General features: G+C 54.2%; 10 protein-coding genes and 1 tRNA gene. 6 read left to right on the top strand and 5 right to left on the bottom strand.

Features of this window, described 5'->3' with window-relative positions; translation table 11 throughout:
- Nucleotides 1–32: 32 nt before the first annotated feature.
- Complete coding sequence (locus BVC71_RS03435; protein ID WP_086450207.1) at nucleotides 33–1,772, top strand: SulP family inorganic anion transporter; 1,740 nt, start codon at nucleotides 33–35, stop codon at nucleotides 1,770–1,772.
- Between the two features lie 124 nt (nucleotides 1,773–1,896).
- Entirely contained in the window at nucleotides 1,897–2,418 is a 522-nt protein-coding gene (locus tag BVC71_RS03430; protein WP_086450206.1) for a tetratricopeptide repeat protein, read from the top strand.
- Between the two features lie 15 nt (nucleotides 2,419–2,433).
- On the opposite strand, the gene BVC71_RS03425 is transcribed toward BVC71_RS03430, so the two are convergent.
- Together BVC71_RS03425 and BVC71_RS03420 are read right to left on the bottom strand one after the other, a co-directional pair.
- Nucleotides 2,434–2,518, bottom strand: a tRNA-Leu gene (locus BVC71_RS03425).
- Nucleotides 2,519–2,563: 45 nt separating this feature from the next.
- Nucleotides 2,564–3,049: an Lrp/AsnC family transcriptional regulator gene (locus tag BVC71_RS03420; RefSeq protein ID WP_086450205.1), complete on the bottom strand. Its 486-nt coding sequence runs from the start codon at nucleotides 3,047–3,049 to the stop codon at nucleotides 2,564–2,566.
- A gap of 111 nt (nucleotides 3,050–3,160) precedes the next feature.
- Between BVC71_RS03420 and putA the strand changes: the two genes are divergently transcribed.
- The gene (gene putA, locus BVC71_RS03415) at nucleotides 3,161–6,523 is read left to right on the top strand and encodes a bifunctional proline dehydrogenase/L-glutamate gamma-semialdehyde dehydrogenase PutA (RefSeq protein WP_086450204.1); all 3,363 of its coding nucleotides are present in this window, start codon (nucleotides 3,161–3,163) and stop codon (nucleotides 6,521–6,523) included.
- Between the two features lie 71 nt (nucleotides 6,524–6,594).
- A complete protein-coding gene (locus tag BVC71_RS03410; RefSeq protein ID WP_086450203.1) occupies nucleotides 6,595–7,341 on the top strand; it encodes a rhomboid family intramembrane serine protease in 747 nt (248 codons plus the stop codon).
- Here the strand turns inward: BVC71_RS03410 and BVC71_RS03405 are convergent, their stop codons facing one another.
- Nucleotides 7,342–8,133, bottom strand: a complete 792-nt coding sequence (locus tag BVC71_RS03405) for an inositol monophosphatase family protein (RefSeq protein WP_086450202.1) — start codon at nucleotides 8,131–8,133, stop codon at nucleotides 7,342–7,344.
- Nucleotides 8,134–8,283: 150 nt separating this feature from the next.
- Here BVC71_RS03405 and BVC71_RS03400 point away from each other — a divergent pair, with 150 nt between their 5' ends.
- Nucleotides 8,284–10,245 carry a putative bifunctional diguanylate cyclase/phosphodiesterase gene (locus BVC71_RS03400; RefSeq protein WP_086450201.1) on the top strand — a complete coding sequence of 654 codons (1,962 nt, stop codon included), beginning with the start codon at nucleotides 8,284–8,286 and terminating at the stop codon, nucleotides 10,243–10,245.
- Here BVC71_RS03400 and BVC71_RS03395 read toward each other — a convergent pair.
- Nucleotides 10,199–11,113: a LysR family transcriptional regulator gene (locus BVC71_RS03395; protein WP_086450667.1), complete on the bottom strand. Its 915-nt coding sequence runs from the start codon at nucleotides 11,111–11,113 to the stop codon at nucleotides 10,199–10,201. The two genes, BVC71_RS03400 and BVC71_RS03395, sit on opposite strands and share 47 nt — an antisense overlap.
- A 91-nt stretch (nucleotides 11,114–11,204) precedes the next feature.
- Here BVC71_RS03395 and metF point away from each other — a divergent pair, with 91 nt between their 5' ends.
- Nucleotides 11,205–12,071 (top strand): methylenetetrahydrofolate reductase [NAD(P)H], encoded by an 867-nt coding sequence (gene metF / locus BVC71_RS03390; RefSeq protein ID WP_086450200.1) that lies wholly within the window; start codon nucleotides 11,205–11,207, stop codon nucleotides 12,069–12,071.
- Here metF and BVC71_RS03385 read toward each other — a convergent pair whose 3' ends face one another.
- The gene (locus BVC71_RS03385; RefSeq protein ID WP_086450199.1) at nucleotides 12,072–13,127 is read right to left on the bottom strand and encodes a DUF2235 domain-containing protein; all 1,056 of its coding nucleotides are present in this window, start codon (nucleotides 13,125–13,127) and stop codon (nucleotides 12,072–12,074) included.
- Between the last annotated feature and the right edge of the window lie 54 nt (nucleotides 13,128–13,181).

The following is a 13,181-nucleotide window of genomic DNA, read 5'->3' as shown; positions in this document are numbered from 1 at the left end:
CCCCGTTTTTCCTCTGATGAAAAGACAATCCAATGGCACGATCAGCTTATGAAAAATACGTCCCCATGCTGGAATGGGGTCGGCGCTATGATAAAAATACGTTCCAAAATGACCTAGTCGCCGCAGTGATCGTTACGATCATGTTGGTGCCTCAGTCGTTGGCGTATGCCCTATTGGCAGGCCTACCGCCCGAGGCAGGTATCTATGCGTCGATCGTGCCGATCATCCTGTATTCCATTTTTGGTACATCGCGGTCGCTGGCCGTTGGTCCCGTTGCTGTGGTGTCTTTGATGACCGCCGCGGCGATTGGCAATATCGCTGAATCCGGCACCATGGGATACGCAACGGCTGCGCTGTCACTTGCGTTCCTATCGGGCGCGATGCTGCTGATCCTTGGCCTGTTTCGGCTGGGATGGATTGCGAATTTCCTGTCGCACCCTGTGATCGCGGGTTTCATCACCGCATCTGGCGTTCTGATCGCAGCCAGCCAGTTGGGTCATGTTCTGGGCATTTCCATCTCTGGGCATTCGCTGCCCCACATGATCGAAAGCCTGTTTCACAACCTAGGCAACCTGAATCTGATCACTCTGTTGATCGGTGTTGCAGCGATTTCGTTCCTGTTCTGGGTCCGCAAAGGTTTGAAACCATTGTTGCTATCCAAAGGTGTGCCACCAAAGCTGGCTGATGTTCTGACCAAAGCAGGCCCTGTTGCCGCTGTGGTTGTGACGACTGGCATTGTCGCGCTGTTTGGGCTGGATAATTACGGCGTTAAAATTGTCGGCACAGTTCCGCAGTCGCTACCGCCATTCACCTTGCCCAACCTATCGCCAAGCTTGCTAGGCCAGTTGTTCGTCCCTGCCCTGCTGATTTCGATCATCGGCTTTGTAGAATCCATTTCGGTCGCCCAAACCTTGGCCGCAAAGAAACGCCAGCGTATTGATCCCGATCAGGAATTGATCGGTTTGGGTGCGGCAAACCTAGGCGCTGCATTCACAGGCGGTTACCCAGTGACAGGTGGTTTCGCGCGTTCCGTCGTTAATTTCGATGCCGGTGCTGAAACACCAGCTGCGGGTGCCTTTACAGCCGTTGGTCTGGCGATTGCTGCGCTGGCCCTCACACCGCTGCTGTATTTCCTGCCCAAAGCAACGCTAGCCGCGACAATCATCGTCGCCGTTCTATCGCTGGTCGATTTTTCGATCCTGAAAAAATCTTGGGGCTATTCGAAACAAGACTTTTCCGCAGTGGCTGCAACAATCCTGCTGACTTGGGGCTTTGGCGTGGAAACGGGCGTTTCGGCAGGTGTCGGTCTGTCTGTGTTGCTGTTCCTGTTCAAAACATCCCGCCCGCACATCGCAGAGGTTGGCCTAATGGAAGGCACCGAACACTTCCGCAACATCAAACGACATCCTGTGCTAACCAACGAGCGTCTGGTCATGATCCGCGTCGACGAAAGCCTATATTTCGCCAACGCGCGCTATATGGAGGATTACATCTATGACCGCGTACAGCCTGACTGCGGCATCGACCACGTGGTGCTGATGATGTCGGCCGTAAATGCCATCGACTTTTCCGCGCTAGAAAGCCTAGAGGCGATCAATTCGCGCCTGACGGATATGGGCGTCACGCTGCACATGGCCGAAGTCAAAGGTCCCGTGATGGACCGCCTGCAAACTGGCCACTTCCTAGAAGAAATGTCAGGACAGGTGTTCCTGTCGCAATATGACGCGCTGCGATCGCTCGCCCCTGAAATGCCGCTGGCAAAATCAGTCTAAAAGTCGAACGATTTTTCGCCAATTTGACCAAAAGGTATGAAATTTTGTGCAGTCGTGGTGAAATCACTGCGACTGCACGGCGAGTTTACAGTTACTTTTCACTCATCGGGCGTAATTATAGTCCATGAGCACACTAAAAAACATATCACCCCTTTTGGCACGCGGCGATTGGTCCGCTGCCGAAAACGTCCTGATGGACGCCGCATCACAGCGCGGCGCGACAGCAGGCGTTTTCTACAATCTGGCCCGTGTGCTAGAAGCACAGGGCAAAGACAATGAAATGATCCCATGGCTACGCAAAGCGGTGGCCGTGGATCCGAACCATTCAATGGCATGGTATGAACTGGGTCGCGCACAAATGGCGCATAACCCGCAGGCCGCTGAAAAATCATTCTCGACTGCTGCGAAACTATCCCCTGGGGATCAAGATTGCTGGCGGCACCTCGCGCGTTTGCGAATGCGCTTGGGCGACTGGGAAGGCTGCGCAGCAGCGTTGCAAGAACTGCCAGAGGATACCGAAACGCTGTCGATTGCATACCGTGTAGCGTGCGAGACGGCCGACACGGCCCAACAACAAAGCCGCCTTGCCCCAAAACCAGCGAATGCACCGCAGCTAACAACGCCCTACGCGCAGCGTCATAGTTGATATAGTCAGTTGGGGTGGTACCCGCGGCCGGACTCGAACCGGCACGGCCTAAGGCCAAGAGATTTTAAGTCTCCGATGTCTACCATTCCACCACGCGGGCACGGGACCCTATTTGCCTGTCTCTGACGAGATGGGCAAGAGGCATTCACACATTTCCGCCAGCTGGACCAACACCTTCTTCTTTTACGGCCTGCATCGCCACATATGTCGAAGTATTTGCCAGATACGGAAGCGTCGAAATTTTTTCGGCCAAAACCAAACGATATGCCGCCATAGAAGATGTCCGCACCTTTAGTAGGTAATCAAACTGACCTGCGATCAGGTGGCACTGTTCGATCTCTGGCACTCTTAAAACAGCGTCGTTAAACTCTTCCAATGCAGCTTCGCGCGTTTCGGTTAATTTAACCTCGACAAAGGCAACGTGATCGCGTCCCAAACGGATGGGATCGAACAGCGCACGGTAGCCGCGGATCAGGCCGGTCTCCTCTAGCCGTTTCAGACGCGCTTGGGTCGGGGATTTGGATAAACCGATACGCCGCGACAGTTCGGTGACACTGATGCGGCCCTCGACCGCAACGATGTCGAGAATCCGTTTATCAAACTGATCCATCTCAGAAGTCGAATTGACCATTTTTTACCACATATTCAAAACAACCGATCATAATACCGGTCAAAGTTAGTCGTTCATACCGAAATTTTACCTCTATACAAGGAGAAATGATTTTCTACCTCGGAGGCTTCAATGACCACCCTGCGACCCGCTATTGATGCACAAACTTACGCCGATCCTTCGGTCAGTTTAACCCAGCTAATCAAACTCGCTGACCTATCTGCCGAAACGCGGGCCGAGATTGCACGCTCTACTGCCAAACTGGTTGATCAAATACGCACCCATTCCGAACCCGGATTGATGGAGGTATTCCTTGCTGAATACGGTCTATCGACGGACGAAGGCGTGGCCCTGATGTGTTTGGCCGAAGCATTGTTGCGCGTGCCCGATGCACCCACGATCGACGCTTTGATCGAAGATAAAATTGCCCCCTCCGACTGGGGCAAACATTTGGGCCATTCTTCATCATCTTTGGTCAACGCATCGACATGGGCACTTATGCTTACGGGCAAGGTGTTAGACGATGAACACCCCGGCGCTGCGGGCTTATTGCGCGGGGCGATTAAGCGGCTGGGTGAACCGGTCATACGCAGCGCTGTCAGCCGCGCGATGAAGGAAATGGGGCGCCAGTTTGTGTTGGGTGAAACCATTGATAAAGCGATGGATCGCGCCGCAAAAATGCAGGCCAAAGGGCTCACCTATTCCTATGATATGCTAGGTGAGGCCGCAAAAACCGCCAAAGACGCACAGGCGTACTTTGATGCGTATAGCGCAGCGATCACCGCTATTGGCCGGCACGCGACCGGTGCTGACATTCGCACAAACCCCGGCATTTCCATCAAACTATCCGCACTACATCCACGATACGAAGAACTGCAATCGAAACGCGTGTTGTCAGAGCTACCGCCGCTGGTTTTGTCATTAGCAAAACAGGCCAAAGCAAACGGTATGGGTCTGAATATCGACGCAGAAGAGGCAGATAGGCTTTCGCTGTCCTTGGATGTCATTGAACGGGTTCTGGAATCGCCGGACCTTGCTGGATGGGATGGATTTGGCGTGGTTGTTCAGGCTTATGGACAACGCGCTGGCGGCGTCATCGAACATCTGCATGAATTAGCGACACGTCTGGACCGCAAGATTATGATCCGACTGGTCAAAGGTGCCTATTGGGACAGTGAAATCAAACGCGCCCAGGTCGAAGGCATCGACGGGTTCCCAGTCTTTACAGAAAAATCGGCGACCGATGTCAGCTACATCGCGAACGCACGGCGTTTGTTGGATAAAACCGACCGCATCTATCCGCAGTTCGCAACGCACAATGCCCATACCGTTTGTGCCGTTCTGAAAATGGCGCATCAAATGAACGTACCAACTGACGCATACGAATTTCAGCGACTGCATGGGATGGGAGAAGCGCTCCACACGATCGTTAAATCTAATAACTCCACCCGTTGCCGTATCTATGCGCCTGTAGGTGCCCACCGTGACCTATTGGCCTATCTGGTTCGGCGACTGCTAGAGAACGGGGCAAACTCTAGCTTTGTGAACCGTATCATCGACACGGATATTCCAGCAGATCAGGTTGCGCCCTGCCCGTTTGAAACCCTCACAGGCCAATCCCCCGTTCAAACAGCGGCGTCACTGTTTGCGCCTGATCGCGCCAATTCGGTCGGTTTTGACCCGACCCATCGGACCGCGGCGGCCGAAATTTTGCCTCTGCGTGAAAAGTTTGCAGCGCCCTATCAATGGCACGCGGCCACCTATGGCGATACGCAGGGCAAAACGATCACAATTACAAACCCTGCAAATCCGAACGATGTTGTCGGCACCTGCACGGTCGCCACACCGGACAGCGTCACAACGGCGTTTGAGACAAGTGAACCTTGGGCGGCGCAGCCGGACGCTCGGGCGGCGGCATTGGTTCGCGCGGGCGAAATCCTACAGTCCAAAGCCCCTGAAATTTACGCCCTACTGGCCCGAGAAGCAGGCAAAACGTTGCCTGACGCGATCGGAGAGCTAAGAGAAGCCATTGATTTCCTGAACTATTACGCTGCCGAATGTCAGAAATACCCAGATAACAAACCGCGCGGCATTTGGGTTTGTATCAGCCCATGGAATTTCCCATTGGCTATTTTCACAGGGCAAATCGCGGCGGCGCTGGCGGCCGGAAATGCTGTCATCGCGAAACCTGCGCCACAAACGCCTTTGATCGCGGCGCTGGCTGTTTCCGCACTGTATGAAGCGGGCGTTCCAGAAACTGCTCTCAAGCTCTGCATCGGCGGGGCAGATGTAGGCGCAGCGATCACATCGCATCCGATGATCAACGGCGTCGCCTTCACTGGATCGACCGCAACAGCGCAGATCATCCGCAAATCATTGGCCGAAAACGCAGCCCCTGGAACGCCACTGATCGCAGAAACAGGCGGGATCAACGCGATGATCGTTGATTCCACCGCTTTGCCTGAACACGCGGTGCGCGACATTGTGATGTCCGCGTTTCGATCCGCTGGGCAACGCTGTTCCGCGCTACGAGTGCTGTATGTGCAAGACGACATCGCGGATCAGCTGATCGAGATGTTATGCGGTGCAATGGATGAATTATGTATCCGCGATCCATGGGGCTTGGCGTCCGATGTGGGGCCTCTGATTGATGAAACCGCGTTCAACACCATTCATACCTACATCGACCAAGCACGGGATAAAGGCCAATTGATACGACAGCTGGCTGCACCTAACGTTGGGCATTACATCCCGCCGACCGTTTTGCGTGTCGACAGCATCCGCGATGTGACCACCGAAATTTTTGGTCCTGTTTTGCATGTGGCGCGTTTCAAATCCCATGAATTGGATCAAGTGATCCAAGACATCAATGAAACGGGCTACGGGCTGACCTTTGGGCTTCACACACGGATCGATGACCGCGTGCAGCACATCGTAGATCGGGTTGAGGCAGGCAATATTTATGTGAACCGGAACCAGATTGGCGCCGTCGTTGGTAGCCAACCCTTTGGCGGAGAGGGCCTATCCGGCACCGGACCAAAGGCCGGCGGCCCCTATTACCTGCATCGTTTCTACGACGCGGCCCCAAACGTCAAAGCGAAGCCAGACCAGTCAATGCCCGGCCCGACAGGTGAATCCAATAGGCTGCACCTAGAGCCGCGAAAACCCATCCTGTGCCTTGGCCCGACTGACGCTGATACATCGAAACAGTCGGCCATCATAGCACAGCTGGGTGGGCAATCGATTAGCGGCTACAAATCGGAAATCGACCTTGCGCATGTGGCGGACATTTCTGCGGTCATGTGGTGGGGCGACACGGAAACGGCAAGGGAAATCGAACGCGCGCTATCGCAACGCAGCGGTCCGATCATACCCTTGATCACTACCGTTCCAGACATTGGCCATGTTTTCCATGAACGCCATGTCTGCATCGACACGACGGCAGCAGGCGGCAACGCATCGCTATTGGCTGCCGTGGCGGACGCGATTGAATGATCCGGTAATTTGACGCGTGCAACTGGCCTGTAATCCAGTAGGGTTACAGGCAAATCAACCTTGGGCGCTGCATGTTTCCGATCAAAGATCACAATCCATCCGACCGCATACCATTCGTGACCTATGCGTTAATCGTTGCCAATATAGCGATTTACGTCCTGTCGATTGCGGCCACGCCGAACGATTACGCCACCTATCAGCTGTATGATACCTATGCGTTGATCCCGCGCGACCTAATGATGCGCGGCGAATGGGGCACCGTGCTGACGTCGATGTTCATGCACGGGGGCATTATGCACCTAGCCGGTAACATGTTGTTTTTGTGGATCTTTGGCGACAACATGGAAGACGCCTTTGGCCACACCGGGTTTATTTTGTTTTACCTTGCTGGTGGTGCTGCTGCAGCTATGGCGCAGGTCGCATCTGGCCCGAATTCGATGGTGCCAATGGTAGGAGCATCCGGCGCGATTGCCGCCATTATGGGGGGCTACATCCTGCTATTCCCCAAGGCGCGGGTCGATATACTCATCTTTTTTGTGATCTTTATCCGCATCATCCCGCTGCCCGCATGGATCATGCTGGGTCTATGGATGGGTATGCAGATATTTGGGGGACTGGCATCCAGCGCCGATACGGGCGGCGTTGCCTATTGGGCGCATGCAGGCGGGTTTGCTGCAGGTGTGATACTGACCATTCCGATGTTTTTATCGCGCGGGGCAGGCAATTTTTGGCGGCGTAACGACGGCCATCCACCCCACCCCGAAGCGCAGTATCAAATTTCGCAGACCCGCATTCCGCGGGTCACGCGAAAGCGTTAATTATTCCGCTGCTTTGCGGATAATTTTCGCAAAGCTTGCGAAAACAGGTTCATTAGAAACGATCACGTTACCGTCCAGCGGGTTGCCTTCTGGAACGATGGTTTCGACCAATGCGCCTGCTTCTTTTGCGATGATCAGACCAGCCGCAATATCCCATGACTTCAGGCGACGTTCCCAGAACCCGTCAAAGCGGCCGGCAGCGACATACGCCAGATCCAAAGACGCAGCGCCGAAACGACGCACGCCAGCAGTCGCAGGCAAAAGCTGGCTCAGGTCTTTCAATGTTTGCGGCAAATCGGTGCTACCGCCGAACGGCAGACCCGTTGCAAAGATGCATTCGATCAAACGATGACGGCCAGAGACGCGAATACGGCTTTCGTTCATCCATGCGCCATTGCCTTTTTCGGCATGGAACAATTCGTCTTTGACAGGATCATACACAACGCCCGCAACGATCTGGCCTTTGTGTTCCAGTGCGATGGACACCGCCCACTGCGGCAGGCCGTGAAGGAAATTGGTGGTGCCGTCCAGCGGGTCAACAATCCAACGGCGGGTTGGATCTTCGCCTTCGATTTCGCCGCCTTCTTCACCTAGGAAACCATAGGTTGGGCGGGCTTCCATCAGCAGCGTGCGAATGGTTTCTTCAGCCTGACGGTCAGCGCGGCTGACAAAATCGCCAGGGCCTTTCGTCCCGACCTGAAGCTGCTCGACTTCGGTAAAATCTTTTAGCAGCGCGCGGCCAGCGCGGCGCGCGGTTTTGATCATCACGTTCAGGTTTGCACTTGCCGCCATCTTGGCCTCCGTTCACCGTCCAAGCCGCGCGTATAGGCAAATCATCACCATCGGGCAAGAGTTTGAACGCACATTAAGCGCGGAAATTAACGGCGTTAACCTTTTGTTTGCAATTCTCGCGCTATAGCTGCGTTAAATAGGTGGTGGTGCATGCAATTCGTTAACAATTTCGATAAAATTCGGTACCAAACACGGTTTGCGATCCACGTTGCAACCCGCGACATCGCGAAACGATTAGCCTCTGCCGCGATGATGATGGGAATTTTGTGGTGGTTGGGGTACGGAAAAATCGCCGCCGCGATGTGGGGCGTCGTCATCGTTTACGAAGTGATCGCGCATCTATTAACCCGCCAGCTGCCAGAACGCGACGAAGACATGAGCGCAGCCTATGTTTTTCTAATCTGGTTGGTGAATTGCACATCGGTTTTAGTCTATCTGGCCCCTGCCCTAATCCTCGCGGCTCAACCGTCCTCTGCGATCTTGCTTGCGGGTTTTTTGTGGCTGTTTGGAGTATTCGTACACATCACCAACACCTTTGCCGCGCTGCCATTTTACAACTGGACACTAATGCTGCCGTCCTTTGGGTCGGCTTTTGTCGTGTTCTGGCTGGCATCGAAAAACACATTCCCCCCGTCGTCTGATGGCGAATGGATCATCACATCCATGATGATGCTGGCGTATATTTTTAACACCTACGAAACGCTACACAAACAAAAGGACACACAGCGGGCGCTAAATGCCGCCCGAGAGGAAGCAAATTCACGCCTTCGTGCCCTTGAACACCTATCGCGCCATGATCCTTTGACGGGTCTTTTGAACCGCCGCGCATTTGACGATGAACTGGAACTGCAACTCTCCCTTCGCCGTCCCACCGGTGAGGTTGTTGTTTACCTGATCGACTTGGATGGTTTTAAACCAATCAACGACACCTACAGCCACGAAGCGGGCGACCGCGTTCTGCAAGTTGTCGCGAACCGCCTTTCAAAAATCGCCGAAAATTATGGTGTTGCGGCGCGTCTGGGCGGCGATGAATTCGCGCTGGCCTGCAGATCAATCGCATCCGAAGCCGACGCAAACCAGCTGGCCGACGAAATTGTTCGGGCAATGAATTTACCCATTACTTGGGGTGAAAAAGAATTGAATATCTCTGCCTCGATCGGGATCGGGATGACGCGCTACGCAGGCACTGCAACCGAATCCCTATGCGCTGCAGCGGATCAGGCGATGTATCGCGCCAAAGGCACCGCAGGCATTAACAAGGTTCTATATACCCCCGAACAATTCCAAAAACGCCTATCGCTCGAAGATCGAATTGATATCGTCAGCGCGATGAAGAACGGCGAAATCCGCCCCTATTATCAGCCAAAGGTGAACCTAAAGACCCGCCGCTGCATTGGGTTCGAGGCGCTTGCCCGTTGGGAACATCCGACAAATGGGCTGCAATTTCCCAAAACGTTCATTCCGATGGTAAATGAATTGGGACTTCATGGTGATTTTTTAATTCACATGGCGTCGTGCGTTTTAAATGACGTTGAAAAACTGATCGCCGAAGGTTTGGATCCGGGCCAAGTATCGATCAATGTTCCAGAAGTCGCCTTAGCCACCCATTCCGGCCGCAGTGATCTGGATGATCTGTTGGCGCGCCACCCCAAAGCCGCCAAAAAGATAACGCTCGAAATCACAGAGGATGTGTTTATCACGCGGTCTGCCGACATGATCCGGTCAAGCATCGCGTACTTCCGCGGCAAAGGACTGCGCGTGTCGCTGGATGATTTTGGCACCGGCTTTGCCTCATTCCAACATTTGCGCGAATTGGAATTTGACGAGTTGAAAATTGACGGATCATTCGTTTCAGATCTAGGGCGCGAAGACACCACCGAAGTCTTGATCGGTGGCTTTTTGGGCATTGCGCGGGGCCTCGGCGCGATTGTTATCGCCGAAGGTGTCGAAACCGAAGAACAAGCCAAACACCTGAGGGAGTTAGGCTATAACTACGGTCAGGGATTTCTGTTCGGACGCGCGATGCCAATTGATGAAACGCGCATCCGACTATTTGCCGATACTGCTAGTCTCTCTGAAGCTTCACAGCCTCTTGCCGAGCCAGCCGAATAAAGTGGGCCATATACGGGCGCGTATTTTCGGTTTCGCGCGTCACAGCATACATACGGCGCGTCAGGCCGACGCTTCCATTGCGGGCCAATGGGCGTGTGACATAGTCCGCCGATTTCCGCACCTGCCTAACCACCCAATCAGGCATCACCGCAACGCCGCGGTTAGAGGCCACCAACATAAGCATAACCGCAGTCAGTTCGACCTGACGAATTGCCGCTGGTTCAACCCGCGCAGGGGAGAGCAACATTTTAAACACGTCTAAACGCGATTTATCGACAGGATATGTGATCAATGTCTGCCCAACGAAGTCACGCGCCTCGATCGCCGATTTATTCGCGAGAGCGTTCGTAGCAGAGGCGACAAACACAGGGCTATAGTCGAACAGCGGGTTCACATCCGTGCCGCCTTCGTCTTCGGGATCGGACGAAATGACCAGATCAACCTCTTCGCGGCGCAGCGCCGACATCGCGTCAAATGCTAGGCTGGATTTGATATCTACATCCACATCGGGCCAGATTTTTCGGAACTGTTCCAAAACCGGTAGCAGCCATTCAAAACACGCGTGGCATTCCAACGCGATGTGTAATCGACCTGTCCGGCCGTCTTGGAGACCCTGAAATTCAACTTCTAGATCGTTCAGGATCGGAATGATCTGTTCCGCTGCCGCCAACATACGCAACCCAGCGGCTGACAACCGCAAAGGCTTGGACCGGCGTACAAACAATTCGACTCCGGCCTGTTCCTCGATTCCTTTGATCTGATGGCTCAGCGCGGATTGGGTGATATTCAACAAATCCGCAGCCCGCGCGAGCCCGCCCGTGTCATGGATCGCTTTGATCGTCCGCAGATGGCGGAATTCGATGTGCATCATGAAAGAACCTCATGATTTTAGTGAAAATTATGAATTTGTCTCACATCATTAAATCTGCGACAAGGGGGTAACAGCAAATAGGTGCCCCATGTCCCGCCCAAACGTTTCGTTCGAATTTTTCCCGCCAAAGTCCTTGGACCAATCGTTCCGTCTATGGAACTGCGCGACCACGCTTGCGCCGCTTGATCCGACGTTCGTATCCGTGACCTACGGCGCTGGCGGCACAACCCGCCAATTAACCCACGAAGCGGTTGGCGCAATTCACAAAAATATTGGCCTAACCGTCGCGGCTCACCTGACTTGCGTCGAGGCAACACGCGCCGAAACCCTAGATATCGCCAATGCCTATGCAGATGCTGGCGTGACCGAAATCGTTGCGCTGCGCGGCGACCCACCAAAAGGGTCCAATGGTTTTGCACCTGCAGCGGACGGTTTCCAATCTTCGGTGGAATTGATCGAAGCCTTGGCGGACACCGGAAAATTCAAAATTCGCGTTGGCGCCTACCCTGAACAACACCCAGAATCGGCAAATGCTGCAGCTGATGTTGAATGGCTGAAACGCAAACTGGATGCGGGCGCACACAGCGCAATCACCCAATTCTTTTTCGAAGCAGACACCTTTTTCCGTTTCCGTGATGCCTGCGAAAAAGCAGGCATTGATGCCCCGGTCATCCCGGGCATCCTGCCTATCGAAAACTGGAACGGCGCAAAGAAATTCGCGAACATGTGCGGTACGTCCATCCCACAGGTCGTTTCGGACGCGTTTGAAAACGCTGCGAAAACCGGCGACACGGACCTACTGGCGACAGCTTTGGCAACCGAGCTATGCGATGATCTGATCCGTGGCGGCGTGAACGATCTGCATTTTTACACGCTGAACAAACCCGAGCTAACACGCGATGTGTGCCATGCATTGGGTGTGACGCCAGCGGCGAAATTGGAAAACGTTGCCTAATTAGGCAGGTGCCCCGCCAACAGGTGGGGCATTTCCATTTTGGGGCACAGCCGTTTCATGAAGCCGCTCTGACGGATCATGGCCCACAGTACGTGACCGGCGAACGAGGAACAGTTTTCCAAAACCGTGCCACGCCCCAACCGCCGGAGCATTCGGATCTTGGGGAAACCGATCCTGCCAGCCGTCGGGCAGATCAAGCCCCTGATCCTGCAGGCGTGACAACAGCCAAACCAGCGAAATATTCGCCAGTGGTCGCGCTTGCTGGAAATTACCCAACTGTCCGCCAACATCGCCGTGACCACCGCGAAACCAAACCTGTTCGATTGTGCCGGTCCAATTTTCAGGTGTGGTCCAAACTTCGGGTGCAAATACAACACGTTTTTCATCCCGCGCCAATGCGTGAAACGCGGATTTCACACTGGGCACCAGACCGTCTGAATGGAATGCGTGGCGCTTTTCCTCTAGTTTCCAAATCAGCGGCAGCCTAAGCCCCAAAGATTTAACCGTGTCCCAAACGCCGATCGCATCAATCGTCACGGAACGGTCGCAATATAATTCCGAAAATCGTTCCGCATGATATGTATTTCCGCCTTGCGCATAATAGCGATAGGATTGGCGAATATTTCGAACGGTGGCAAAACTGGGTTTGATGAGGCCCATTTTATCAATCGCGCCAGCAAGCGATCGCACCGCGAACGCCCCCCGCGAATACCCGATCAGGTAAATACGATCACCGGGGTGCCAACGCGAACACAGCACGCCATAGGCCCGTTCGATTTGCCGATTGATACCCCGCCCCGCGATGACGCCAAAGGTTTCGCTCCAGTCGCGCCACTGGATGCCCGCCTCGTAATAGACGGACATGTTCGCGTTATGGCCGACTTCGCGCAGTAGTTTATAGGTCAACCCTGCGCTGGTTTCGCGGCCCGGTTCCAACGTCGACATCGTCCCATCTAGGATCACAACATGCGTCGCCGGTCCGCGCAGGCGCTGGTGGCCGTCTTTGGTTTTGGGGCTGCGGCCTAGCCGATCAAGTATCCAGTTGCGAATACGCATGAATTTCCGCCTGTGACGTTGTCGTGTACGCCCAACAGTCAGATGCGAAGATCA

It is taken from the genome of Marivivens niveibacter, assembly GCF_002150005.2.
Classification (GTDB): domain Bacteria; phylum Pseudomonadota; class Alphaproteobacteria; order Rhodobacterales; family Rhodobacteraceae; genus Marivivens; species Marivivens niveibacter.
The sequence above is the reverse complement of the archived record's forward strand: the minus strand, read 5'-3'. Positions and strand labels throughout refer to the sequence as shown.